The organism is Phenylobacterium sp., from assembly GCF_035475775.1.
Taxonomy (GTDB): domain Bacteria; phylum Pseudomonadota; class Alphaproteobacteria; order Caulobacterales; family Caulobacteraceae; genus Phenylobacterium.
On sequence record NZ_DATIMC010000099.1, the window covers coordinates 1 to 24,748 of the forward strand.

At 71.2% G+C, this 24,748-nt stretch carries 25 protein-coding genes and 1 pseudogene; 11 read left to right on the plus strand and 15 right to left on the minus strand.

All coding sequences use genetic code 11. The features are described from left to right. Positions 1–326: pseudogene (locus VLI41_RS12225) on the minus strand (elongation factor P); the annotation flags it as partial. 81 nt (positions 327–407) lie between these two features. Between VLI41_RS12225 and epmA the strand changes: the two are divergent. Then, entirely contained in the window at positions 408–1,430 is a 1,023-nt protein-coding gene (gene epmA, locus VLI41_RS12230) for an EF-P lysine aminoacylase EpmA (protein WP_325268358.1), read from the plus strand. A 6-nt stretch (positions 1,431–1,436) separates the two neighbouring features. Here the strand turns inward: epmA and VLI41_RS12235 are convergent, their stop codons facing one another. Next, a complete protein-coding gene (locus tag VLI41_RS12235) occupies positions 1,437–2,759 on the minus strand; it encodes a phytanoyl-CoA dioxygenase family protein (protein ID WP_325268359.1) in 1,323 nt (440 codons plus the stop codon). 131 nt (positions 2,760–2,890) lie between these two features. Between VLI41_RS12235 and VLI41_RS12240 the strand changes: the two genes are divergently transcribed. From VLI41_RS12240 to VLI41_RS12250, 3 genes are read left to right on the plus strand one after another with little or no spacing between them, the layout of a single operon-like run. Next, the gene (locus VLI41_RS12240) at positions 2,891–3,661 is read left to right on the plus strand and encodes a helix-turn-helix domain-containing protein (RefSeq protein ID WP_325268360.1); all 771 of its coding nucleotides are present in this window, start codon (positions 2,891–2,893) and stop codon (positions 3,659–3,661) included. Between the two features lie 17 nt (positions 3,662–3,678). Next, positions 3,679–4,107 carry a VOC family protein gene (locus VLI41_RS12245; protein ID WP_325268361.1) on the plus strand — a complete coding sequence of 143 codons (429 nt, stop codon included), beginning with the start codon at positions 3,679–3,681 and terminating at the stop codon, positions 4,105–4,107. A gap of 1 nt (position 4,108) precedes the next feature. Next, entirely contained in the window at positions 4,109–4,594 is a 486-nt protein-coding gene (locus VLI41_RS12250) for a VOC family protein (protein WP_325268362.1), read from the plus strand. Positions 4,595–4,603: 9 nt separating this feature from the next. On the opposite strand, the gene VLI41_RS12255 is transcribed toward VLI41_RS12250, so the two are convergent. Genes VLI41_RS12255 through VLI41_RS12265 form a run of 3 tightly spaced genes read right to left on the minus strand, consistent with a single transcriptional unit; the run spans position 4,604 to position 6,852 of the window. Continuing rightward, positions 4,604–5,782: a Gfo/Idh/MocA family oxidoreductase gene (locus tag VLI41_RS12255; RefSeq protein WP_325268363.1), complete on the minus strand. Its 1,179-nt coding sequence runs from the start codon at positions 5,780–5,782 to the stop codon at positions 4,604–4,606. Positions 5,783–5,840: 58 nt separating this feature from the next. Beyond that, positions 5,841–6,416, minus strand: coding sequence for a YidB family protein (locus VLI41_RS12260; RefSeq protein WP_325268364.1), 576 nt, complete (start codon positions 6,414–6,416; stop codon positions 5,841–5,843). Between the two features lie 10 nt (positions 6,417–6,426). After that, positions 6,427–6,852 carry a hypothetical protein gene (locus VLI41_RS12265; protein WP_325268365.1) on the minus strand — a complete coding sequence of 142 codons (426 nt, stop codon included), beginning with the start codon at positions 6,850–6,852 and terminating at the stop codon, positions 6,427–6,429. A 114-nt stretch (positions 6,853–6,966) separates the two neighbouring features. On the opposite strand from VLI41_RS12265, the gene VLI41_RS12270 reads away from it, so the two are divergent. Both VLI41_RS12270 and VLI41_RS12275 read left to right on the plus strand, forming a co-directional pair. Further along, complete coding sequence (locus VLI41_RS12270; RefSeq protein WP_325268366.1) at positions 6,967–7,998, plus strand: lysine-2,3-aminomutase-like protein; 1,032 nt, start codon at positions 6,967–6,969, stop codon at positions 7,996–7,998. A 247-nt stretch (positions 7,999–8,245) separates the two neighbouring features. Next, a complete protein-coding gene (locus VLI41_RS12275) occupies positions 8,246–10,087 on the plus strand; it encodes an NAD(P)/FAD-dependent oxidoreductase (RefSeq protein ID WP_325268367.1) in 1,842 nt (613 codons plus the stop codon). Between the two features lie 127 nt (positions 10,088–10,214). On the opposite strand, the gene VLI41_RS12280 is transcribed toward VLI41_RS12275, so the two are convergent. Beyond that, complete coding sequence (locus VLI41_RS12280) at positions 10,215–11,531, minus strand: sensor histidine kinase (protein WP_325268368.1); 1,317 nt, start codon at positions 11,529–11,531, stop codon at positions 10,215–10,217. Next, a complete protein-coding gene (locus VLI41_RS12285; RefSeq protein WP_325268369.1) occupies positions 11,521–12,060 on the minus strand; it encodes a response regulator in 540 nt (179 codons plus the stop codon). The genes VLI41_RS12280 and VLI41_RS12285 overlap by 11 nt, the downstream gene beginning before the upstream one ends. A gap of 199 nt (positions 12,061–12,259) precedes the next feature. On the opposite strand from VLI41_RS12285, the gene VLI41_RS12290 reads away from it, so the two are divergent. From VLI41_RS12290 to VLI41_RS12300, 3 genes are read left to right on the plus strand one after another with little or no spacing between them, the layout of a single operon-like run. Then, positions 12,260–13,531, plus strand: coding sequence for an efflux RND transporter periplasmic adaptor subunit (locus VLI41_RS12290; protein WP_325268370.1), 1,272 nt, complete (start codon positions 12,260–12,262; stop codon positions 13,529–13,531). 14 nt (positions 13,532–13,545) lie between these two features. Next, positions 13,546–14,226: an ABC transporter ATP-binding protein gene (locus VLI41_RS12295; RefSeq protein WP_325268371.1), complete on the plus strand. Its 681-nt coding sequence runs from the start codon at positions 13,546–13,548 to the stop codon at positions 14,224–14,226. Between the two features lie 10 nt (positions 14,227–14,236). Continuing rightward, positions 14,237–16,705 carry an FtsX-like permease family protein gene (locus VLI41_RS12300; protein ID WP_325268372.1) on the plus strand — a complete coding sequence of 823 codons (2,469 nt, stop codon included), beginning with the start codon at positions 14,237–14,239 and terminating at the stop codon, positions 16,703–16,705. A gap of 10 nt (positions 16,706–16,715) precedes the next feature. On the opposite strand, the gene VLI41_RS12305 is transcribed toward VLI41_RS12300, so the two are convergent. Next, complete coding sequence (locus VLI41_RS12305; protein WP_325268373.1) at positions 16,716–17,930, minus strand: amidohydrolase family protein; 1,215 nt, start codon at positions 17,928–17,930, stop codon at positions 16,716–16,718. 87 nt (positions 17,931–18,017) lie between these two features. Continuing rightward, positions 18,018–19,103 (minus strand): alpha/beta hydrolase, encoded by a 1,086-nt coding sequence (locus VLI41_RS12310; protein WP_325268374.1) that lies wholly within the window; start codon positions 19,101–19,103, stop codon positions 18,018–18,020. Positions 19,104–19,218: 115 nt separating this feature from the next. Here VLI41_RS12310 and VLI41_RS12315 point away from each other — a divergent pair, with 115 nt between their 5' ends. Then, complete coding sequence (locus VLI41_RS12315) at positions 19,219–19,647, plus strand: PAS domain S-box protein (RefSeq protein ID WP_325268382.1); 429 nt, start codon at positions 19,219–19,221, stop codon at positions 19,645–19,647. A gap of 5 nt (positions 19,648–19,652) precedes the next feature. On the opposite strand, the gene VLI41_RS12320 is transcribed toward VLI41_RS12315, so the two are convergent. The 3 genes from VLI41_RS12320 to VLI41_RS12330 all read right to left on the minus strand — a co-directional run bounded on the left by VLI41_RS12320 (position 19,653) and on the right by VLI41_RS12330 (position 22,320). Then, positions 19,653–19,931: a DUF2277 domain-containing protein gene (locus VLI41_RS12320; RefSeq protein ID WP_325268375.1), complete on the minus strand. Its 279-nt coding sequence runs from the start codon at positions 19,929–19,931 to the stop codon at positions 19,653–19,655. 198 nt (positions 19,932–20,129) lie between these two features. Next, on the minus strand, positions 20,130–20,828 hold the full coding sequence (locus VLI41_RS12325) for a hypothetical protein (RefSeq protein WP_325268376.1): 699 nt from the start codon (positions 20,826–20,828) through the stop codon (positions 20,130–20,132). Positions 20,829–21,426: 598 nt separating this feature from the next. Next, positions 21,427–22,320 (minus strand): SDR family oxidoreductase, encoded by an 894-nt coding sequence (locus VLI41_RS12330; RefSeq protein WP_325268377.1) that lies wholly within the window; start codon positions 22,318–22,320, stop codon positions 21,427–21,429. Between the two features lie 92 nt (positions 22,321–22,412). On the opposite strand from VLI41_RS12330, the gene VLI41_RS12335 reads away from it, so the two are divergent. After that, complete coding sequence (locus tag VLI41_RS12335) at positions 22,413–23,258, plus strand: helix-turn-helix transcriptional regulator (protein WP_325268378.1); 846 nt, start codon at positions 22,413–22,415, stop codon at positions 23,256–23,258. Between the two features lie 104 nt (positions 23,259–23,362). Here VLI41_RS12335 and VLI41_RS12340 read toward each other — a convergent pair whose 3' ends face one another. From VLI41_RS12340 to VLI41_RS12350, 3 genes are all read right to left on the minus strand, one after another. After that, entirely contained in the window at positions 23,363–23,842 is a 480-nt protein-coding gene (locus VLI41_RS12340; protein WP_325268379.1) for a PaaI family thioesterase, read from the minus strand. Then, a complete protein-coding gene (locus VLI41_RS12345) occupies positions 23,842–24,540 on the minus strand; it encodes an SDR family NAD(P)-dependent oxidoreductase (protein WP_325268380.1) in 699 nt (232 codons plus the stop codon). Before VLI41_RS12345 ends, VLI41_RS12340 begins: the two co-directional genes overlap by 1 nt. Further along, the coding region (locus VLI41_RS12350) for a DsbA family protein (RefSeq protein WP_325268381.1) at positions 24,537–24,748 on the minus strand (212 nt) is incomplete at its 5' end. The genes VLI41_RS12345 and VLI41_RS12350, both read right to left, overlap by 4 nt.

The following is a 24,748-nucleotide window of genomic DNA, read 5'->3' on the forward strand; positions in this document are numbered from 1 at the left end:
CCGTCGCTCAGGTATGCGGCGGCGTCGCCGACCATGTCGGCCGGAACCACATACTGGTCGTAGGTTTCGGGGTTCATGAAGTGAAACCCTTCGGCGTCGGAATAGAGGAAGTTGTGCGGCCGCTCGTCGACGAAGGCGCGCTCGACCTGTTCGGTGGTGCGGTAGCGCTCAGAGACCTTCACCCCGTCGGCGATGCGGCGCATGTCCAGCTGGGTCACCGGCGTGCCCTTGCCGGGATGGATGTTATCGACGTTGAGCACGACATAGAGCTTGCCGTCGACATCGACGACCGCGCCCTTGCGGAGTGAACTGGCGGCGACCTTCACGGGATCGGTTGTCCTTTATTGGCTGGCGGCGCCCACCTATACGAATGCGCTCCAGATCGCCAGCCCTCAAGGTCAAGCCAGTTGTCGCAACCCCCGTCCTCGCCCTGGTGGAGCGCGGCTGTCCACGAGGGCCGGCGGCCGCGGCTGATCGCGCGCGGAGCGATCAAGCGGGCGATCCGCGCCTGGTTCGAGGCGGACGGGTTTGTCGAGATCGAGGCCGGCGCGCTGCAGGTCTCTCCGGGGAACGAGGCGCACCTGCATGCCTTCGCCACAGAGCGCGTCCGGGCTGACGGAACCACCGAGCGGCTGTACCTGCACACCTCGCCGGAGTTCGCCGCCAAGAAGCTGCTGGCGGCCGGCGAGCGGCGGATCTTCGATTTCGCCCGGGTCTGGCGCAACCGCGAGCGCGGCGCCCTGCATGCGCCAGAGTTCACCATGCTGGAGTGGTACCGCGCCCAGGCGCCCTACGAGACCCTGATGGCCGACTGTGCGGCGATCGTGGCGCTGGCGGCGGAGACGGCCGGCTGCCGCTCGTTCGAATGGCGCGGACGAACCTGTGACCCGTTCGCGGAGCCGCAGCGGCTGAGCGTGGCAGCGGCGTTCGAACGCTACGCCGGCGTCGATCTCCTGTCCCTTCTCGACGATCGCGACGGCCTGGCGGCGGCGTCTGGGGTGCGCACGGCCGGCGACGACGTCTGGGCCGACATCTTCAGCCGCATCCTGGTGGAGAAGATCGAGCCCCACCTGGGCGAGGGACGGCTGACGATCCTTGACCAATACCCCACGAGAGAAGCGGCGCTGGCGAGACCGGCGGAGCATGACGCGCGTGTCGCCGAACGCTTTGAGCTCTATGCCTGCGGCGTCGAGCTGGCCAACGCCTTTGGCGAACTGACCGATCCGGTCGAGCAGCGGGCCCGCTTTGAGTCGGAAATGACGGAGAAGGCCCGCGTCTACGGCGAGCGCTATCCGCTCGACGAGGACTTCCTCGCCGCGCTTTCGATCATGCCGCCGGCCAGCGGCGGCGCGCTGGGCTTCGACCGTCTGGTGATGCTGGCCAGCGGCGCCTCGCGCATCGAGCAGGTGCTCTGGACGCCGGTCCCGTAGCCGCGTCTAGGCCGGGGTCGTCTCCCGCGTCCGCACCGCGGCCGGCCCCGCAGCCTTGCCCTCCGCGAGAATTCTCTGCCTGCCCGCCTCGGTGAAGGCCAGGAGCTCGCGCATGTAGGCGTAACGCCCATAATCGCGGCCCTCGGCGGTGGTCTTCTCGAACCAGTCGTCCTCGCCCAGCATCTCGCCGAGCCGGGGCGGGTTGCGCCAGATCATCTGCGCGTCGATCTTCTTGGCCTCGAGACTCCTCAGGATCCCACGGTTGAAGTGGCTGTGCAGGGTGATCCGGTCCCCCGCCTCGCTCCGGTCGCCCTGCCAGTGCCACACGCCCTGGGTGAAGAACACCACCGAACCCTTCGGCATCAGGATCGGGACGCCTGCGTCCAGCTCTTCGCCGCGCCTGGGCTCGCGCCGCATCCGATGCGTGCCGGGCAGCAGCACCGTCGGTCCCGAGGCCTCCGTCCAGTCCTCGAAGGCCCAGACGCCCACGCCGGTCATGGCGAAGTCCGGATAGGGCTCGGGCACGTGGGCGTAGTCGGTGTGCAGCGGGATGAATCCCGGCCCGGCGGGCTTGCGGATGCAGCTCAGGGAACCGATGACGGCGCCGCGGCCGAGCGAGGCGTCGATCAGGGTCATCAGCAGCGGGTTGAGCGCCAGCCGCTCGAAGACGCGCCCGTGGTAGAGCATCCAGTTCATCGTCGTGTAGCCATGGGCGGCCAGGGTGCGGACGATCGCCTCGCGGGCCTCGTCGGCGAACTCCGGCGTGATGGCGTTCTCGACGATGGTGTAGCCCTGGGCGTCCATCTCGCGGATCTTCTGGCTCAAGCCCTGGCGCGCCGCGCGGTGGGCGAGGTCCGGGTTCTCCACGGTCATGCGGCCGAGATGATCGAACAGGCTCTCCAGCAGGCCGCGCACCGCCGGGTCGGCGAGCCCGCCGCGCACCGTCAGCGCCTCTGCGCCATAGAGGTGAGCCGTCTCGCGCCGCAGGGTCTGCAGCGCGCCGGGCGCGGCGATTCCCACCATCTGCGCCCCGGTGAGCGCCGCCTGGTAATCGCCTTCCACCACGAGATCGGCGCCCGGATCGAAGCTTCCCGAGACCGCGAACGCCTGGCCGTCGAAGCGGATCGTGCAGCAGCCCACGTCGCCCGGCAGCTTCATGTGCGGCGGCGCATCCGTGAAGCGGCCGCTCGCCGAGAAGGCCCGCCCGCGCAGCCGCTCCGCCGGCGCCTGCCGTTCCCGGAACTTCGGATGCTCCCCCGCCAGGAACCTCCGCGCCTCGTCGATCCAGCGCTGCGACAGGAACTCGACGTGATGGGGCAGGGTGAACATTCGCCGTCTCCTCAAGACCCGCGGCCGAAGAACATTCGCGCCGACCGGCGCCGGCGCCAAGGCTGACCCCGCGCCACAACTCCATCAATGGCGCTTGATGTATCAAGGCTGCTTGATGTATAAGCACCGATATGAGCGTCCAGCCACATCCTGCCGACAGCGCCCCGCCCGAGTTCCTGCAGCTTGCCGCCCATCCCGTGCGCTGGCGGCTGCTGACGGAATTGGCCCGCAGCGACCGCGGCGTGAGCGAGCTGACGCAGCGGCTGGGCGAGCCGCAGAACCTGGTCTCCTATCACCTCGGCAAGCTCAGGGACGGACGCCTGGTCGCCGCCCGGCGCAGCTCCGCCGATCGCCGCGACACCTACTACGGCCTCGATCTCGCCCGCCTGGGCGATCTCCTGTCCGCGGCCGGCGGAGCGCTTCATCCCGGGCTTCGTCTCTCGCGCCCGCTGCGCGAGGCGCCTCCCCGTCGCGCCCGCGTGTTGTTTCTCTGCACCGGCAACAGCGCCCGCTCTCCGATGGCCGAGGCCCTGGCGCGGGCGCGCTCGGGCGGGGCCGTCGAGGCCGTGAGCGCCGGCAGCCATCCCAGGCCCCTGCATCCGAACGCCCTGCGCGTGATGCGCGAAATGTACGGCCTCGATCTCGCCGCCCACGCCTCCAAGCCCCTGCAGGCCTACGCCGACCAGAGCTTCGACTACGTGATCAGCCTCTGTGACCGGGTGCGCGAGGTCTGCCCCGAATTCCCGGGCGATCCGCAGACCGTCCACTGGAGTCTCCCGAACCCCGCGACCGGCGAGCCGGACGAGGTCACCTACCCCCTGTTCCAAGAGACCGCGGCCGAGCTGGCGCGGCGCATCGATTTCCTGATCGCCGCGCTCGCCGATCGAGCCCCCGCGGCCTGACAACCCAGGAGAAGCACATGAGCGATCCCTTCGACATCGTGAACCTCCGCTACATGGTCGACGACGTGCAGGCGTGCGTCGACTGGTACGTCGCTCACTTCGGCTTCAAGGTCGTCCTGGCCTCGCCCGCCTTCGGCGCGGTGGAGCGGGGGCGCCTGCGTCTGCTGCTGAGCGGCAAGATGAGCTCGGCCGGCCGGCCGATGCCCGACGGCCGCCAGCCGGAGCCCGGCGGCTGGAACCGCTTCCAGTATGTCGTCGACGACATCGCCTCCGAGGTGGAGCGCCTGCGCGGGCGCGGCCTGACGTTCCGCAATGACGTCGTGTCCGGCCCGGGCGGTTCGCAGATCCTGGTCGAGGACCCTTCCGGCAACGTCGTCGAGGTCTTCCAGCCCTCCGCCGCCGCGTTCGGCGGCGCCGCGGCCCAGCCCGCCAAGGCAGGGGTCTGACATGACGAAATCCGCTGTCTTCGCCGCGGTGATCACGCTTGCGCTTGGAGCCCACAGTGCGAGCGCCCAGAACCCGGCCACCGCCAACCCCGCTCAGGTGAGGGTCCGCTACATGGTGCAGGACGTGCCGAGCTCGGTCGCCTTCTACACCGAGAAGCTCGGCTTCAAGCTCGACATGCAATCCGGCCGCGCCTTCGCGGCGGTGTCGCGGGGCGGAATCCAGCTCCTCCTCAGCCCCACCAAAGGGCCGGGCGGCGCCTCGCAGCCCATGCCGAACGGCCAGCGGCCGGCGGCCGGCGGCTGGAACCGACTGGTGCTCTACACCGCCGATCTGCAGGGCGATGTGGAGAAGCTGCGCAAGCAAGGCGTCCGCTTCCGCAACGACATCGTCGTGGGCCTCGGCGGCAACGAGATCCTGATAGACGACCCGTCGGGGAACGCGGTCGAGCTCTTCCAGCCGACCCTGGTGGTCGGGCAGACGCGGTAAGCTGCGCGCCTAGGCCTTCACGGGCGCTGGCGCGGAGCAGGCCTCGTCGTAGGCCGCCCACATGGGCGCGCAGTCGAGCATCTCGCCCAGCGCCATCGCCCGGTCGACGGCCATCACCGTGAGCCCCGCCGCCATGGAGTCGAACGGGCTCACCGGGAACGGCGCGCCCTTTTCCATCGTCGCCTTGAGATCGAGCGCCATCGCCTGGTCGGCGCCGTTGTGCGCGTCAGCCGTCAGCCCGCCGTACTCGATCCGCTGGGGCTTGCCGCGATCCAGCGTGCGCCGGACCATCAGCTTGTTGCGCACCAGGTCGGCGATCAGCGTGCCCTCGGTCCCGGCCACGTACCAGCGCCGCTCGGGCAAGCTCACGCAGCTGTTGGCGTGGAAGGTGAGGCGCACCTGGTTGTCGTATTGCAGCATCGCGGTCTGGTGGTCGGTGACGTCCATGTCCGAGTGGAACGGATCGTTGGCCCCCATCCAGCCGGCGTCACGCTGCACGAACGCCTCCTCGCCGGTGTCATAGCGGCGCGGCCGGCTCGCCCCCTCGGGGGTGAAGATGCGCCGCCCGCCGAAGCTCGCGACCTTCGCCGGCCGCGCCCCCGCGATCCGGCCGAAGATATCGAAGTCGTGGCAGACCTTGTCGAGCAGGTAGGAGCCGCCCCACGCGGCCTTGCGCCGCCAGTTGCGGGCCAGGTAGCCGCCGTGCTCGGGCGGCAGGTGCTCGGTGGCGTCGATGGAGACGATCTCGCCCAGCTCGCCGGCATCGACGCGGGCGATCACCGCCTTGACGATCGGCATGGAGCGCATCACCAGGCCGATGAACAGGGGCGGGGTTCCGCCGGCGGCCAGCCGCTTCGCCAGAGCCAGAGTCTCGGTCTCGGTGCGCACGATCGGCTTCTCGGCGAACACCGGGAAGCCGGCGTCCAGGGCGCGGTTGACGTGCGCGAAGTGCAGGTGGTTGGGTGAGCCGACCATCACCAGGTCATAGGGCCCGCGGGCGAACAGCTGGTCGGGATCGGCGCAGGCACGGCCCAGGGGAATGCCCGCCTGCCGCAGCACCGGCGCGCCCACCGGCGCGGGGTCGGCATAGGCTGACAGCTCGAGGCTCCAGCCCATCTCCTGCATGGCCGACAGCACATGGCCGATGCGCTGGCCCAGTCCGATGACACCGATGCGATAGGTCTTCATGCGCGCCCCGCGGCCTCCGGGGGCACCTGAACACGATCCGGCCGAGGCGCGAAACCCCTCAGGCGTTGGGGGCCGGCTGCCGGGCCGCGGCGTGCAGCTCCTCGTCCGACTGGGGAACGCGCCCCTCGGGCGTCGCCGCGCTGATCGCCTGCGGCAGCTCGTGGGCGAGTTGGCTCAGGAGGTCCTGGCGCGAGAGGCCGGTCTTCTGCTGCAGCGCGTTGAGCGTGTCGTCGCCCAGCACCTGGCCCACCTCGTGCGGCGCGATGGGCTGGTTCGGCCCTTCGCCGACCCAGGAGCCCACCTGCTGCCCATGGCCGCTCTGCTGGAAGCGGCTGACCAGGGCGCCCAGCGCGCCGGCGCCGCCCAGTCCGCCCAGGAGGCCGCCGAGTCCGCCGCCGCCCGCGAGCAGCCCGCCCAGGCCGCCGAGCAGGCCGCCCGATGCGGCCTGCGGCTGCGCGTTCGGCGCGCCGGGATCGAAGCTGCGGCCGGGCTGACCCGCCGCGGCCTGCGAGGCCTGGTGCTGGCGGATCGCCTTGACCAGGAGCGCCAGGACGACGCCGGCCGCCACCGTGTCGCCGATCCCGGGCTTGCGCTGCGGCTGGCCGCCGCCGAGCATTGAATCGAGCAATCCCATGTCGGCGCCCTCAATCCCTCTGAAATGACATCCACAACAGGTTGAGAACATTCGGGTTCGCCACGGCGCGGACCCGCCGCGCGACGCGGCCGCCGGTCATTCGTCCGTGCCACCGGCAGTCGCACAGCAGGAAATGGGTGTCGTCATCGCTGAGGCCGAAGAAGGCCTGCGCCTCGCCCAGCGTGTCGCCCGCGAGGCCCGCGCTGCGCAGCACCGGGTCGGCGAAGGCGAGCGTCAGCGGCGTCTGCTCGCCCCGCAGCCGCGCGCGGGCGGCCGGCGCATAGAACTCCACGAACCGCAGCGGCTGCAGCAGCCGCGCCTCGGCGGCCTGCAGCACCTCGGCCCATCGGAGCAGGCGCTCGCGGCGGCTGAGGGTCGGCGCGGCCTCGACGACGCTGGCTTGGCTGAGGATCTGCTCCAGGGGCTGGTGACGCATGGCTGTTGCCTCCGATCGGTCTTGTCTGCGTCAACTCGCGAGACGGCCGCTCGGCGCCGCTCGCCGGCTCAGAAGTCCGTGACGCGCCGGGGTCGAGGCGCCATATGGCCGCCCATGACCGCCCAGACCCTCCGCACGCCCCAGGCGCTGGCCGACGCCGGGCTGGTCGACCCGGCGGATGTTCCGGGGCTCGACCGCGTGGCCGCGCGCTACGCCGTGGCGATCACGCCGGCCATGGCCGAGCTGGTCGATTCCGCCGATCCCGCCGACCCCATCGCCCGCCAGTTCGCGCCGACGCCCGCCGAGCTCGTCCACGCCCCGGAGGAGTCCGCCGACCCGATCGGCGACGAGGCCTGCTCGCCGGTCGAGGGCCTCGTCCACCGCTATCCCGACCGCGTGCTGCTGAAGGCCAACCATGCCTGCGCGGTCTACTGCCGCTTCTGCTTCCGGCGCGAGATGGTGGGACCCGAGGGCTTGCGCCCGCTGTCGCCGGCGCAGCTCGATGCGGCGTTCGCCTACATCGCCGCGCGGCCGCAGATCTGGGAGGTGATCGTCACCGGCGGCGACCCGTTCATCCTCTCGCCGCGCCGCATCGGCGGCCTGATGGCGCGGCTCGAGCCTATCGAGCACGTCAGGATCGTCCGCTTCCACACCCGCGTGCCGGCGGTCGAACCGGCGCGGATCACCCCCGCGCTGGTCTCGGCCCTGAAGGCCTCGTCCAAGGCCGTCTACGTCGCCCTCCACGCCGACCACCCGCGCGAGCTGACGCCCGCCGCCCGCGCGGCCTGCGCCAGGCTGGTCGACGCCGGCGTTCCGCTGCTCGGCCAGACCGTCCTCCTGCGCGGCGTCAACGACGATCCGGCCACCCTGGAGGCGCTGTTCCGGGCCATGGTCGAGGCCCGCGTCAAGCCCTACTACCTGCACCACGCCGACCTGGCGCCGGGCACCGGCCATTTCCGCACCTCCATCGGCGAGGGCCAGGCGCTGATGAAGCGCCTGCGCGGCCGCGTCTCGGGGCTCTGCCAGCCGACCTACGTGCTCGACATCCCCGGCGGCCACGGCAAGGTCCCGATCGGCCCGGGCTATCTCGCGGACGGCGAGGTCGAGGACCCGGGCGGCGCGCGTCATCCCTATCCGCGGCGTTAGAGCCATAAAGCCTGTCATCCCCGGGCTTGTCCCGGGACCCGGATGCGCCGACGGTTCGCGATCTCCCACAGCGGAATCGCCTCGGATCGTTCTGCCGGGCGCGTGCTTATGGATGGCCGGGACTAGCCCGGCCATGACGATCTGGGGGTGATGTCGCAGCGACGCATCACGCTCCGTTCACGCGGCGTCAGGCTTGCGAACGGGCGTTTGAACCGGCAGGCTGGCGCTTTGAACGAAGGGTATGCCGATGGCCGACGACGCCGCGCCGAAGACCGACACCGCTGAAGAGCTCGGCTTCGATCCCGACGCGCTGAAGGCCAAGTACCGCGCCGAGCGCGACAAGCGCCTGCGCGCCGAGGGCAACGCCCAGTACGTCGAGATCGCCGGCCGATTCGCGCACTATCTGGACGATCCCTACGTCGCGCCGGGGTTCAGCCGCGCGCCGCTCACCGACGAGGTGGAGGTGGCGGTGATCGGCGGCGGGTTCGGCGGCCTCCTGGTCGGCGCCCGGCTGCGCGAGGCCGGCATCGGCGACATCCGCATCATCGAGAAGGGCGGCGATTTCGGCGGCACCTGGTACTGGAACCGCTATCCCGGCGCGGCCTGCGACATCGAGAGCTACGTCTACCTGCCGCTGCTGGAGGAAGTCGGCTACGTGCCGGTCGAGAAGTACTCCCGTGCGCCGGAGATCCTGCGCCATTCGCGCGCCATGGCCGAGAAATTCGACCTCTACCGCAACGCCTGCTTCCAGACCGAGGTGACGGCGCTGCGCTGGGACGAGGCGCTCGGGCGCTGGATCATCGAGACCAACCGCGGCGACGCCATGAGGGCCCGCTTCGTGGTGATGCCGAACGGCCCGCTGCACCGGCCCAAGCTGCCCGGCATCCCGGGCATCGAGAGCTTCCAGGGCCATTCCTTCCACACCAGCCGCTGGGACTACGGCTACACCGGCGGGAACTCGGACGGCGGTCTCACCGGCCTGAAGGACAAGGTGGTGGGGATCATCGGCACGGGCGCGACGGCGGTGCAGTGCGTGCCCCACCTGGCGCAAGGCGCCAAGCAGCTCATCGTCTTCCAGCGGACGCCGTCCTCGATCGACGTGCGCAACAACCGCCCGACCGATCCGCAATGGGCGGGGTCCCTGAAGCCCGGCTGGCAGCAGCACCGGATGGACAACTTCAACATCCTGGTCTCCGGCGGCTTCGCCGACGAGGACCTGGTCGCCGACGGCTGGACCGACATCATCGGCAATATCCTGCTCTTGGCCCGCAAGAAGGCCCAGGCCGGCGAGACCGTGGACGACCCCGCCGCGCTGATGCAGCTCGCCGACTTCAAGAAGATGGAGCAGGTGCGCGCCCGCGTGGACGCCGTCGTCAAGGACAGGGCGACCGCCGAGGCGCTGAAGCCCTACTACAACCAGTTCTGCAAGCGCCCCTGCTTCCACGACGAATACCTCGACGCCTTCAACCGGCCGAACGTCACCCTGGTCGACACCGAGGGCCGCGGCGTGGAGCGGATCACCGAAAGGGGCGTCGTCGCCAACGGGGTCGAGCACGAGCTCGACTGCCTGATCTACGCCACCGGCTTCGAGGTCGGCACCGACTACACCCGCCGCGCGGGCTACGAGGTCTATGGCAAGGGCGGGCTCACGCTCACCGAGAAGTGGCGCAACGGCGCTTCCACGCTGCACGGCCTGCACAGCCGCGGCTTCCCCAACTGCTTCATCATCTCCAACACCCAGTCCGGCTTCTCGGCCAACTTCCCGCACATGATCAACGAGCAGTCCAAGCACCTGGGCTACATCCTCGGGCGCTGCCACCAGGAGGGGATCAGCGCCGTCGAGGCCTCTCAGGAGGCCGAGGACGCCTGGGTGGAGACGATCGTCAAGCTCGCCATCATGCGCCAGGCCTTCCTCGAGGAATGCACGCCGGGCTACTACAACAACGAGGGAAACGTGCGGGCGATGAGCGTCCGCAACGGCTCCTATGGCGCAGGCCCGGTCGCCTTCGTGAAGGTCCTGGAGGCCTGGCGGGCGGACGGTGCGATGCCCGGCCTCGAGATCACCCGCGCCTGGCCGGCGAACGGGTAATACCTCCCCGCAGGGGGAGGTGGCCCAGAGGGCGGGAGGGGGTTTCATCCGCAGAATCGCAGCCGCGCGTCTTGAGCGGAAGCCCCCTCAGTCGCTCCGCGACACCTCCCCCCGAGGGGAGCAACCCTCACCCCGGCAGCACCAGCTTGAACACCGCTCCGCCGCCGGGGCGGGCGTGGTGCTCGAGCCGTCCGCCGTGCGCCAGCGCCACCTGGCGCGCCAGGGTCAGGCCGACGCCGGAGCCACCGTCCTTGGTCGAGAAGAAGGGCACGAACACCGCGTCCGGGTCGTCGGCGGGCAGGCCCGGCCCGTTGTCCTCGACCACCAGCGCCACGCGCTCCTCGTCGAGCTGGACGCCCAGCCGCACCGCCGCGCCGGGGCGGCCGCGCACCGCCTCCAGCGCGTTCTTCAGCAGGTTGATCAGCGCCTGCTCGACGAGCTCCGGATCGGCCCTGAGCCGCAGCGCCTTCGGCGTCACCACGCTGGCGTAGTCGACGCCCGCCTCGCGCATCGTCGGGCCCATCAGCCGGTCGAGCCGGCGGGCGAGCTCGACGGCGCGGATCGTCTCCGGCTCGGGCTTCGGAAGCTCGCTGAGCCGCCGGTACCGCTCGACGAAGTGCATCAGGCCCTGGCTGCGCCGGGCGATGACCTCCAGGTCCTCGGCGAGCCCCGTCCGGTCCGCCGCGGGGTCGCGCAGCCGCTCGCCCAGGCTCTCCGAGAGCGAGCAGATCGGCGTCAGCGAGTTCATCATCTCGTGGGCCAGCACGCGCACCAGGTCCTGCCAGGCCTTCAGTTCCACCGCGTCCAGCTCGCCGGAGACGCTCTGCAGGGAGATCAGCATGAGCCTGCGCCCCTCGGCCGCGAAGCTCGCCGCCTGCGCCAGCATCGCCCTCCCATCCGCCAGCCGCACGATCTCTCGCGCGCCCGCCGGCAGGGCGCGCAGCCGCGCCGCCGTGACGGGCGGCAGGGCGGGGATCGCGGCGAGCGGGCCGGGCTGGGCGCCCAGGCCCTGCCGCGCCGCGCGGTTGGCGCTCGCCACCTGGCCCGTCTCGTCGACCACCAGCAGGGCCGCGGCCACGTTGTCGCTCAGCGCCTCCAGGTGGTCGATCCGCCGCTGGCGCTCCGCTCGCGCCTCGGCCAGCCGCTCGAGCGCGCGGCCCATGGCCGCGTGGGCCTGCCGCAGCCCCGCCTGCGGCGCCGGCCGTTCGTAGCCCTCCGCGGCGAGCCCTTCGACGAACCGGGCGAGCGTGCGGTCGGCCGAGCGCATGCTGCGCATCAGGTCGAGGGCGACGAGGGCCAGGACGCCGCCGAGCACCGCCGCGGTGGCCCAGAGTCCGCGCTGCAGGGCGAGCAAGCCGCCGAACGCCACGAGCCCGATCGCGGCCGCCCGCAGGCTGGCGCCCAGCGCGAACCCCGCGGCGCCGGTCGGAGGCTTAGAGGCCATGCCGCTCCATGCGCCGGTAGAGCGCCGGCCGCGTCAGCCCGAGCGCGGCGGCGGCGCGCGAGACATTGCCGTCGTGGATCGCCAGCGCTCTCAGGATCGCCCGCCGCTCCAGCTCGTCGAGGTTGAGGCCGGCGCCCGTCCGCCGCTCCGCCGTGAGCTTGGCGGCGTTGGCCATCGCCTCGACCAGGGCCTCATTGCGCCACGGCTTGAGCACGAAGTCCACGGCCCCGCGCTTCAGCGCCTCGACCGCCAGCGCCACCCCGCCGTAGGTGGTCATCAACACCACCGAGAGCGCCGGATCGGCCCGCTGCAGCCGCGAGAGCGCATCGAAGCCCTCCGCCCCGCTGCGCGCGCCGGCGGCGAAGTTCATGTCCAGCAGCACGGCGTCCCAGCCCGCCGCCCCGGTCTCCAGGCCCTCCGGCGCGGCCAGCAGGTCGAGGCGCGCGCCGGTGCGCGCCAGCGTCGCCGCCGCGGCCTTCAGCACGTCGGCGTCGTCGTCGACCACCAGGAAGGAGAGCGCCTGCGCCATGACGCGAGTCTAGGGCGCGCCGCGCGGGGCGACAAAAGCCAAGCTCCTCAAAGGCTTGCGCCCGCCCGCCCAGCCGCCTGGGGAGGGCCGCTGTCCGGTTCCGGACACCCGCGCGGCGGGATGTGCGCCGGTGCGCCGCTAAGCTGCTGAATTCGCGAGGTTTCGGCAAATCGCCCCTGCGCCGGATACTGGAGGCCGCATGAGCGAGCTGATGGATCGACCCCTGGAACGGCCTGTCTGGCGGCGCCCGCGCGTCGTCCTGGGCCTCGCCATGTGCGGCGGCCTGGCCCTGGCGGCCGGTCTCGGGATCGTGCTCGCCGCCGGCGCCCGGGCCTCCCTGAGGGCGCCGGCGGCGAGCCTCACCATCGAGACGGCGCGCCCCGGGGTGTTCCACGACTTCGTGGCGCTGCGGGCCAAGGTGGTCCCGAAGGACATCGTCTACCTGGATGCGCTGGAAGGCGGGCAGGTGGAGCAGGTGCTGGCCCAGGCCGGCGACGAGGTCCGGGCGGGCCAGCCGCTGGTCCGCTTCCGCAACACCGAGCTGGAGCTGGAGGTGCTCGACCGCGAGGGCCGGCTCGCCGAATCCATCACCCAGCTGCAGGCCTACGAGAAGCAGCTCGAGGACGCCCGGGTCGCCAACCAGAAGGCGGCCGCCCAGATCGACTACGACATCACCCGGCTCTCCCGCGACGCGCACCGCGACGACGTGCTGAACGCCAAGGGCTACGTGCCGCGTCAGCAGTACGAGGCCACCCACGACGAGCTGGACCACAATCGCCGCCTTCAGCCGCTGCAGGCCTCGATCGACCGCGAGGAGGAGGTGCTGCGCCGCCGCCAGCTGCCGCAGATCCACAGCGAGCTCGCCAACCTGCAGCAGAGCCTGGGCGTCGCCCGCTCCAAGCTGGACAACCTGGTGCTGCGCGCGCCGGTGGCCGGCAAGCTCGCCGACATGCATCTGGACGTCGGCGAGATCAAGAACCGCGGCGAGCGGCTCGGCCAGATCGTCCCCGAGACCGGCTACAAGGTCGAGGCCCGGATCGACGAGTTCTACCTCGATCGCGTCCGCCCCGGCCAGACCGGACAGGTGGAGGTCAACGGCCGCGAGCTTCCCGTGCGCGTGGTCCGCGTCGACCCGCAGGTCAAGGACGCCACCTTCCTGGCCGAGCTCGCCTTCGACGGGCCCATGCCGCGCGACGTCACCTCCGGCGAGGCGCTCGACGGCCGGCTCGTCCTCGGCGGCGACCGCCAGGCGCTGATCCTGCCGGCCGGGCCGTTCCTGGAGCGCTCGGGGGGCGACTGGGCGATGGTGCTCGACGGCTCGGGCCACAAGGCGGTGAAGCGCCGGATCAGGATCGGCCGCCGCAACGCCGAGCAGGTCGAGGTGCTCTCGGGCCTCGAGCCCGGCGAGCGGGTCATCACCTCCGACTACACCGGCTACGACAAGATCGATCAGGTCATCATCACCCACTGAAGGGAACGGGGCGCATGCTCAAGCTCGAGGACATCTCCAAGGTCTACCGCACCAGCGAGGTCGAGACCCTGGCGCTCGCCGCCGTCTCGCTGCGGATCGACCCGGGCGAGTTCGTCGCCGTGATGGGCCCGTCGGGCTGCGGGAAGTCGACGCTGCTCAATCTGCTCGGCCTGCTCGATAGCCCCTCCAGCGGCCGCTACGAGTTCTTCGGCGAGGATGTCGCGAAATACCGGGAAGCCCAGCTCACCCGGCTGCGGCGCGAGCACATCGGCTTCGTCTTCCAGAGCTTCAACCTGATCGACGACCTGTCGGTGGCCGAGAACGTCGAAGTGGCGCTGCTCTACCGCGGCGTCGCGGCCGCCGAGCGCCGGCGGCGCGTCGCCGAGGCGCTGGAGCGGGTCGGGATGGGCCACCGCGCCCGCCATCGCCCGCAGCAGCTCTCCGGCGGCCAGCAGCAGCGCGTGGCGGTCGCCCGCGCGCTGGTCTCCAACCCGCGCCTGATCCTCGCCGACGAGCCCACCGGCAACCTCGACACCGCCAACGGCGAGGAGGTCATGCGCCTGCTCACCGAGGCCGCCGCCGCGGGCGTGACGATCGTGATGGTCACCCACTCCCTGGTCCACGCCGCGGTCGCTCAACGCACCGTCAAGCTGCTGGACGGCCGGGTGGTCTCCGAAACACTGCTGGCCGCCTGAGAGGTTCGCCATGTTCCGCAACTACCTGGCCGCCGCGCTCCGCAACCTCTCCCGCAACCGGCTCTACGCCGGGGTGATGATCGCCGGCATGGCGGTCGCCTTCGCCTCGGCCATCCTGATCGGCCTCTACCTGCGCCACGAGCTCACCTATGACCGCTTCATCCCCGGCCACGACCGCGTGTTCCTGGTCAGCCAGACGATCACCGCAGCGGGCAAGCCGCCATTCAAGCTGGACGACACCTCGGCGATCGTCGCGGCTGACCTGAAGGCCAGGTTCCCGCAGATCGAATACATCGCGCGCTTCACCAGTGGCGGCTTCCCGTCGGTCCGGCGGGGCGATGTCAGCATCAGCGAGAGTACCTTCATGTGGGCGGATCCGGACTTCTTCAAGATCTTGCCGGTCCCGGCCGTCGCCGGAGATCCCGGCCATGCGCTCGATACGCCAGAAGCGATCGTGCTCACCCGGTCCGCGGCGCGCCGGTACTTCGGCCAGGACGCCCCGCTGGGCGGCCAGCTTCTCGTCGACGGACAACCGAAGCGGGTCACGGCGATCATCGAGGATCTGCCGTCGAACAGCAGCCTCGCCGGCGAGTTCTTCGGCTCATCCCTCGCGCCGGAGTCGACGCTCCGGCAGCTCGACAAAGCCGGCTACTCTGCGAACGGCAACCTGACCTTCGTCCGCCTGAAGCCGGGGACCTCGGCCGCCTCGGTCGATGCCGGTCTGCGCGCCTTCGTTCGGGACCGGCTCCAGCCGATGTATGCGAAAATCAATCCCGACGATCGCGGCACCACTTTCGTCTATCGGCTCAAGCCGCTCGACCGCATCCACCTCGACCCTGCCGATGGCGGCGACCCGAAGCCCGGCGCGGACGTGAAGGTGCTCATCGGCATCGGCATCATCGGCGCGCTGATCGTCATCGTGGCCGCCATCAACTTCGTGACGCTGATGACGGCCCGCGCCGCGCGTCGGTCCGTCGAGGTCGGTGTCCGCAAGGCGCTGGGCGCTGGCCGCCGCGATCTCGTTCTGCAGTTCATGGGCGAGGCGATGATGTATGTCGCCGTCGCCCTCGTGCTGGCGATCGCGCTGGCCGAGCTCCTGCTGCCGGCCGCCAACGCCGCCCTGCAGCGGAAGATGACCTTCGACTATCTCACGAAACCGGCCCTGCTCGCGGTCATGCTGGGCGTCGCTGTGGCCACGGGGCTCCTCGCCGGGATCTACCCGGCCTTCGTGCTTTCCGCGTTCCGGCCCGCCGCGGTGCTGAAGGGCGGGCCTGTCGCGGCGGGCGGCCGCGGCGGGCGCGTTCGCGAAATCCTGGTCGTCGCCCAGTTCGCCGTCCTCGTGATCCTGGTGCTCTCGACCGCCACCATCTTCCGGCAGACCCTCTTTGCGCTGAAGGACGCCACCCATACGAACAAGAATAACGTCCTGCTGCTCTACGCGGCGCCGTGCACCGACGTCCTTCGCGACGTCATCCGCCAAGTGCCCGGCGTCAAGGCGGCAGCCTGTTCCTCGCCGAATCTATTGGGGCTCAATCACACCAACGACATGGTCCGCGCCAATGGCCATCCCGTGATGGTCAACTACGCCCAGGTCGACTTCGGCTTCTTCGAACTCTACGGCGTACATCCGGTGGCCGGGCGGCTGTTCCAGGCCAATCGCCCGACCGATGACGGAGCCAAGACGGCCGGCCTCGCCCCGCCGGTCGTGATCAACGAAGCGGCGGTGCGCGCCCTGGGCTACCGCTCGGCGCAGGACACCGTCGGCAAGGTCCTGACCTGGCACTACAATCCGAGCATCTCGATCAACGACCTCGGCAAGCTCGATACGCCATACCAATCCTCGGCCATCGTCGGGGTGGTTCCCGACATCACCTTCGAGTCGGTTCGCGAGCGCATACCGCCCACTTTCTACTACGTGTCGCCGAAGAACGACGTGCTCACGTCTGCGGCGCTCAGCGTGAAGCTCGACCCGCTCCGTCAGGCAGCGGCGGTCCGCCGGATCGACCGGCTATGGCCGAAGATCACCCACGGCCAGCCGGTCCAGCAGTTTTTCGCCGATCTCTTCGTGCTGCGCCTCTACATCGACAACGTGATCCAGGGTGGCTTCATCGCGGTGTGCGCGCTGATCGCGGTCTCGATCGCCTGCCTGGGCCTCTTTGCGCTCTCCGCCTTCACGGCCGAGCGGCGGACCAAGGAGATCGGCGTGCGCAAGGCCATGGGCGCGAGCACCACGGACATCCTGAAGCTGCTCATGTGGCAGTTCACTAAGCCGGTGATCTGGGCGAACCTGATCGCCTGGCCGCTGGGCTTCCTGGCCATGCGCTGGTGGCTGTCGAGCTTCGTCTACCGCGTCGACATCGCGCCCTGGACCTTCGCCGCCGCGGGCCTCGCCGCGGTCCTCATCGCCTGGGCCACGGTGTTCGTGCACGCGCTGAACGTCGCGCGCGCCAAGCCGGTGGGCGCGCTGCGCTACGAGTGAGCCGGCGAGCTCAGGCCGGCTCGGCCGCGAGCCGCGCCGCCGGCTGGGCGCTGCGCGCCTGCGGGAAGATGCGCAGGAAGTTCTCGGTGTAGAACTTCGCCCGCACCGCCTCGTCGCGCGCGCCCAGCGCCGCCTCGAAGCGGCCGATCGGATTGCGGCCGCCCTCGATGTGCGGATAGTCGCTGGAGAACAGGTAGAGCTCGGGGTTGGAGGCGTCGATCAGGCCGCCGACCTCCTCGAACACGAACGGCGTGAAGGCCAGCTGCTCGGTGATCTGCTCAGAGGGCTTGCGGCGCAGCGCCTGCAGGTTCGCATCGTTGCGGCTCCAGTGCTTCACCACCCAGTCGAGGCGGCGCAGGAGCTCGGGGACCCAGCCCGCGCCCAGCTCCACGCTCGCGCCGCGTAGGCCGGGATGCCGCTCCAGAACCCCGTCCAGCACCAGCATGGTGAGAAACGCCTCAGGGCCTTCGTGCAGCAGGGCGATGTCCTTGGTCCGCAGGTTCTCGCCGCCGCCCAGCCAGTCCTTGGTGGGCGCCCGGCCGTTGTTCATCCAGGCCCTGGCGACCTGCAGCGGCGCGCCGCCCACGTGCAGCACGAAGGGCGTTCCGCTTTCGGCGAGGCGCGCCCAGAAGGGGTCCAGGTCGACGTGGCCGGGCGATCGGTCGCCGCAGGGCCGGTGCGGCAGCCAGGCCGCGCCCAGGCCCTCGGCCAACGCGAACTCCAGCTCCGCCATCGCCAGCGCCGGATCGTCCAGCGGCACCACGGCCACGCCGATCAGGCGATCGTCGGCGCGGCAGAACTCGGCCATGTGGCGGTTGTGGGCGCGGGCCGCGCCATAGCGCAGCCTGGGCTCGACCTTGGAGCTCGCCGAGAACGGCAGCGCCACGCTGTGGGTGGCGAACACCAGCTGCTTCTTGAACCCCAGCAGGTCGAGGGCGGTGGAGCGGTCGGCGGCGTCGAACGCGCCCAGCGCCTGGATCTCCTTCGAGCTCTCGATCAGCCTGTCGCCGAGCGCGATCTGCGCCGCCACGTGCTCGGCGCTGTGCCGGCCGCCCTGGGCCACGATCGCCGCCACCTCCTCGTCGGTGACGATGGAGGCCGCGTAGCTCACCTCGGGGATCTCGTCCCGGAGCGAGGGGTCGGCATAGGCCTTCAGGAAGTCGGGCAGCTCCATGATGTGGCTGTCCGCATCGTGGATCTGGCGCGAGGCCGGCGCATAGGTCATGGCGTGCTCCCGGGCGCGAGGGGCGCGCCCGGCGACCACTATCGCTCAACCTGCCGCCGCCGTCACCGGCGCGCCGTGCGGCCGGGGTCAGGCCGTCGCGAGCTCGGGTTCGCTGACCGGCCTCGCGGCGGCGGCCCTCGCGCCTGAGTCCTGCGCGAACCGCGCCAGGTGGGCGGCGCCGTCGCGGCTGATCTCCGGGCAGGCGATGGAGAAGATCTCGGTCCCGTGCACCGTGCCCATGATCTGGCGGCAGCGCGCCGGCACGCCGGCCCGCAGCAGCAGCCGGTAGAAGTTCACCCCCTCGTCGCGCAGCGGATCGCACTCGTTGACGCTGATCACGGTGGGCGGCAGGCCCTTCACGTCGGCCTCCGTGGCGAACCCCGGCCAGGCGAGCGGATCGCGCCGCTGCAGCGCCTCGATCCCGTAGGCCATCGCCCCGCGGTTGTTGTGCAGCTCCAGGAGGATGCCGTTGTTCTCGCTCGACGAGGGGTTCTCGGGCAGCGGCCAGCGCCCGGCGATGTAGGGGCAGAAGGCGTAGAGCCCGCCGACCAGGCCGATGTCGCCGTCGCGCAGCAGCTTCAGCCCCGTCGCCAGCGTCAGGTTGCCGCCGCCGCTCTCGCCGGCCACCACGATGCGGGCCGGATCGACGCCCAGCGCCTCGGCGTTGGCCGCGACCCACTTCACGCCTGAGACGCAGTCGTTCAACCCGGCCGGGAAGGGCGCCACCTGCGGCGCGGAGGAGGGCCTGAGCGCATTGCGGAAGTCGACCATCACCACGCAGACCCCCTCGCGCGCGATGATCCGGCCCCAGCCGCTGTACATGCCGTTGAAGCACGACATCGACTGCATGCCGCCGCCGTGCAGGTAGATCACGCCCGGCAGCCGCTCGCGGCCCTCGGGGCGGATCACGGCCACCTGGATCTCGTTGCCGTCCGGCTGCGAGACGAACCGCTCGCGGCGGATCGAGAGCCCGGCCGAGGGCGCGTTCTCTTCGCTGCCGCAGGCCGCGAACATGGCGTCCATGGCGGCCTCGGCGGCCAGCGCCTCAGGGGTGTTGGCCTGGGCGATCAGCGCCTCGCGGCTCTCGACGTCGCCGGCCGGCGGCCGCTCCGGCCAGCCGAACAGCGCCTTGATGCGCGGATCGATGCGCGGGTCTTCGGTGAGCTTGGTCATGGCGGCCTCCGGGGTTCGTCGAACGAGCGTGGCATGCCCCGGCTGCCCGCGCCAGAGGCGGTCGGCGCGCTTCGGGGGTCGTCACGGGCCGGCGTCGGCGACTAAGGTGGACGGCATGGACGCCGCCCAGATCAGCGAAGCCCTGCTCCACACGCCCGCCGAGGCGGTCGTGGCCAGCGACCGCGACGGGAACATCGGCTGGTGGAGCCCCGGCGCGGAACGCATCTTCGGCTTCACGGCCGCCGAGGCGCTCGGCGCCTCGCTCGACCTGATCATCCCCGAGCCGCTGCGCGCCCGTCACTGGGACGGCTTCCGGCAGGTGATGGCCACCGGCGTCAGCCGCTATGGCGCGGGCGAGCTCCTGGCGGTGCCCGCGATCCGCAAGGACGGGACCCGCATCTCGGTGGAGTTCACCATCACCCCGATGCTCGACGCCGACGGCGCGATGCTCGGCATGGTCGCCGTCATGCGCGACGTGACCGCCCGCTTCCTGGAGGTTCGCGAGCTCCGCAGGCAGCTCGCCGCAGCCGCGCCGGATCGCTGATCCCGCTACGCCGGCGCCCGGCCGAACCGCTCCGCCGCGCGCAGTTTGGCCTTCTCGGCCTCGCGCTCCCGGTCGCGGGGCGGGGCGGTGGTCTCCAGCGCCTCCAGCAGCCGCCGCGCGACCGCCGCCACCTCCTCGATCGCCGCCTCGAACGCCTCGCCGTTGGCCTTCGACGGCGCATTGAAGCCCGAGAGCTTGCGCACGAACTGCAGCGAGGCGGCGCGCACCTCCGCCTCGCTCGCCGGCGGCTCGAAGTTGAACAGCGTCTTGATGTTGCGGCACATGGCCAGGTTCCGTGGGCTGCGCGAACCCTCAGTCTGCCGCAGCACCGCCGGTCGGGTCGAGCCCGCGCGGCGGCCCGGCGCTTCCGACGCCGACGGTGGCGGGGGGGCGAGCGACCGCAACGTCTTGCCTGCCGTAGCTCTCGTGCCGGAGCGCCAGGGCGCCCGGCGCCTCAGGACCCCGACCATGGCGCGTTCGCGTCATTGAAACCAAAGCCGCCGCGCCGCGACCAGGTTGGCCGCGCCGTACCACAGGACCGACGCAAACGCCGAGGCGAGCGACGGGAGCTCGACCGCGAACTGCCGGCTCAAGAAGCACCAGCACCCGATCGCGACCGCCGCCAGCCCGGCGGCGACGCCCCACGCGCCGAGGATGCGTCGGCCCTGGCTCAAGAACGCCAGCCCGATCAGCAGCGGCGGTCCGCCGAGGAACAGCGGCAGCCAGAGATAGAACAGGCCCGTGTGCACCAACTCGACGGCATGGCCGATCAGCAGAAGCGTGGGCTTGTCGGCCGCACTTGCGGCGGCCCAGGCGTCGCTGATGGCTTTCGTGGTGAATCCATCGATCCCGAAAGCGACGATCAGCACCGCCGCCCCGACGGCGCCGACCATCATGCCGATCCTGGCCGGCGCCTCGCGGCCGGCGAACTCGACGAGGCCCTGAACTCCGACGAGGGTGAGCAGCGCCGCGGCGATGACAATGAAGTGGATCCAGGTCCACATGGCGTGCCCGGCGACGATGGTGAGCGCCGAGGCGCCCTCGGTCGGCATCGTCGGGTGGGCGAGGTTGCCGGCGACCGCCAGCGCCGCCCCGATAAGCCCGCAGGGAACACTCCAGCGGAGAACCGACCCTGCCTGGAGGGCCTGTGCCTGGGACATCGGCGCGATCCGTTGCTGCAAGCGACTGGCTCTCAGGAGATCGGATTCCCGGCGGCTCGACAACGCCCAACCCGGTGGGTTGCCCTTCGGGTCTGTTGCGCAAATCGAGCCTCACCGGAACCGCCTCCGCGGCAAACCTCCGCCAGCGCCCCTCTTGCGGACCTCTGGCGGGTCCGCTGCGGGCGCGAGTGCGGGCCGCGCGGTCGAGGGCGGCGAGATCGGCGCTCGTGGCCAGGGGGTGACCATCCAGGACACCGGCGGCGGCGTCGATCTCGGTCACGGCGCGGTTGAGCACCCAGACCAGCACGGGGTCGCTGTCGCTGCCGCGATCTGCGAAGTGGCGCGCGGTCTGCCGGGCGGACAGCACGGCCTCCAAGGCGAGCCCCTCGAACCTTTGGCCGCGCTTCAGGCGGCTTTTGCGGGCGGCCTCGGCGGCGTTGTCCAGCACCATGGCGCAGAGCTGAAGCACCCGGACGCGAGCGGCGCGCGCCGCGGCCGCAGCCTCCAGACGGTCGCGCCGGCTGGCGCCCTGGTCGATGACCACCGTCGTGCTTCCGGGCCGGCCCCGAGGTCCGCTCCCGGCGCAAAGCGGCACAGGCGTGTCGGCTGAGGCGCGCCCTCAGGCGTCCGCCAACTGCAGATCTTCAAGGTCGTCGACCAGGGTCGGGCCGGCGGGCGTCCAGCCCAGCCGCTCGCGGGTCAGTCGGCTCGAGACCGGCGCGTCGCGCAGGGCGAACATGCCTACGAAGCCGAAGTGCTCCATGGCCTGTTCCGGCGCAATCGAGACGGCGGGAAGGCCCAGCCTCCGGCCGATCGCCTCGGCAATGTCGCGCATAGCGACGCCGCTCTCGCCCACCGCGTGATAGCGGGCGCCGGCCTCACCGTTCTCGAGCACCAGCCGATAGAGGGTCGAGACGTCGTCCACATGCGCCGCTGCCCAGCGGTTCGAGCCATCGCCGACATAGGCCGAGACGCCGTTCTCGCGCGCCGCGCGGATGGCGTAGGTGACCAAGCCCTGCCGTTCGGTGTCGTGCACCTGCGGTAGGCGGATGATGGCGGTCTGCACGCCGCGCGCCGCGAAATCCTCGACCACCGCCTCGGTGGCGCCGCGCCCCGCGCCCGGCCCATTTGTCGAAGCCGCGTCCTCCTCCGTCGCCTCGCGGCCGGCGTCGACCATGAGGACGCCCGAGGTAAGCACGAACGGCTTTCCCGAGCCCTCCAGAGCCCCCAGCATCGCTTCGACGGCTCGGCGGTCGATGGCGATGTTCTCCACGAACTGGCTGAAGTCGTGGATGAAGGCGCAATGGATGGTGGCGTCGCAGGCCGCGGCGCCCGCCGCCAGGGTCTCCGGCTCGGCAAGGTCGCCGGGATGAACCGCGACGCCGGCTGCCTGGAGCTTCACCGCGTTCTGATCGTTGCGGGCAAGGCCCAGCACCTCGTGTCCGGCGGCCTGGAGCTTGGGAATGATCGCAGAGCCGATGAAGCCGCTGGCGCCGGTCAGAAACACTCGCATCGCCCTGGTCCTCTCGATTGGTCGAGACCAGGATGGGCGGCGGAGATATCGTGGTAAAGTAGTGACGTTATACAGGTATAAGGGCCAACAGGATGTCGGAGCACCGACGCGAAGAGCAGCGGCTCGGCGCCTATCTCCGGGACCGCCGGGGGCGGCTCGATCCAGCGAGCTTCGGCTTCTCGCCTGGCCGACGGCGAACGCCGGGGCTGCGCCGCGAGGAGGTCGCCCAGCGCGCCAATATCAGCCCGACTTGGTACACCTGGCTCGAGCAGGGACGCGGTGGCGCGCCATCCGCCGAAGTGCTGAACCGCATCGCTCGCGCCCTGATGCTGACGGACCTCGAGCGCGAGCATCTGTTCGTCCTGGGCTTGGGACGTCCGCCGGAAAGGCGCTACCGGCGTGACGCCGGCGTGACGCCGCGGTTGCAGCGGGTGTTGGATGCGCTAGAGCCGACGCCGGCGCTGATCCGCACCGCCATATGGGACGTGGTGGCCTGGAACACGGCCGCGACCGTGCTGCTGGCGGATTTCGCCGCCGCGCCGCCCGAGGGCCGCAACCTGCTGCGCTACGTGTTCACCGATCCAGGCATGCGTCAGGCTCAGCAGGACTGGCAAAGCGTGGCGCGGGTCTTGGTCAGCGCCTTCCGGGTCGAGGCGGCGCGCGCTGGGGCGGACGAAGAGGTGCGGCCCCTGGTGCAGGAGCTACGTGCGGTCAGCCCTGAGTTCAGCGCCCTGTGGGACGCGGGCGAGGTGCTGAGCTACAATGGCGAGGCGGTGAAGCACCTGCGCCACCCGCGGCTCGGCGAGATCGCCTTCGAACACTCGGCCTTCGCGGTCGACGGGCGGCCGGACCTCACGCTGCTGATCTACAATCCCGCGACCGAGCAGGATGCGCAGACGGTGCGCGCGGCGGTGGAACGCGCGGCAAGGCAGCGGTAATCCTGCAAGCCCGATCTCCGGCCGATCGTCGGTAGCGAAGGTCTGCCTCCCGCAAGGTGACGAGAGGCTGCTCGCGGCGCTCGCGCCCTCGACGACCCCCCGCTTCACCCCCGCAGCACGCCGCCGGGCCGGGCTTCGGTGTCGAACACCAGCAGGGTCGCGCTCGCCGTGGCGCACAATCGCCCCTCGCCGTCGTGCAGCATCGCGTCCGCGAACGCCACGCGGCGGCCCGCCTGGACGACCCGGCCGGTCGCGCGGACCGTGCCGCTGCCTGCGCTGAGCGCGCGCAGGTAAGACACCTTCAGCTCCAGCGTGGTGTGTCCCCGGTTCGCGCCGAGCTGCGAGTGGACCGCCAGGCCGCAGGCGCTGTCGAGCAGCGTCGCCGCGTAGCCGCCGTGCACCGATCCGAGCGGGTTCAGGACGCTGCGGTCCGGCGCGCCCTCGAAGGTCACCTGGCCGCGCGCGACCTCGACGAGCCGGAAGCCCAGGGTCTCGCCCATCGGCGCCCTCGGCTCGCCCGCCAGCATGGCGCGAAGCTGCTGCAGGCCGTCGGGCGCGGCCTCGATCCCGGTCGCCGCCGCCATCACCAGACCTCCGCGTAGGGCCGGACTTCCGAGCGGAACGACCAGGCCGACCTGGCCTGGTGGGCGATGTGCCAGACCTCCTCGGCGATATCGACGGGACGGCAGAAGTAGTCGTCCGGCTTGTCGGGATTGTTCTTCCGCTGCCATTCCAGGTCGATGGCCGCGTCGATGACCAGGTAGGCGAGGTGGACGCCGCGCGGGCCCATCGTCCGGGCCATGGATTCGGCGAGGATGCGCTGGGCGGCCTTGGTCGGGGCGAAGCCGGCGAAATTCGCGCGCCCGCGCTCCGCCGAGGTGTTGCCGGTGACGATCAGGGCGCCGCCGCCGGCCTTCTCCATGCGCGGCGCCGCCCAGCGGCCCAGGTGCATCAGCGCCATGACGTTGACCTGGAAGTTGCGCTCCAGCACCGCGGGATCGATGTCGAGGAAGTTGGCGAACGCGCCGCCCACGGCGTTGTGGACCGCGACCTTCGGCGCGCCGGCCCGGGCCTCGGCCGCGTCCAGCGCGGCCTGCAGGGCGGCCGGATCGGAGACGTCGCAGGGCAGGGCGAAGGCGTCGGGCAGCTCGCCCGCCAGCGCCTCCAGCCGCCCGGCGCTGCGGGCCAGCATTGCGACCTGGTAGCCGCCCGCGTGGAAGCGTCGCACGATGGCGGCGCCGGTCCCTGGCCCGACGCCGGTGACGATCGCCAGCGGCTTCATGCGGCGACCCGCAGGCTGGCGCGGACGAAGTCCAGACGGTCGTTGCCGAAGAACATCTCCTCGCCGACGTACATGGTGGGCGCGCCGAACACCCCGCGGGCCGCCGCTTCGTCCGTGGCCTCGTCGAGCGCCGCATCCAGCGCCGGATCGTCGATCCGCGCCGCGAGATCCGGCCCGCTCACGCCCGCGCCTTCGAGCAGCGCGACGA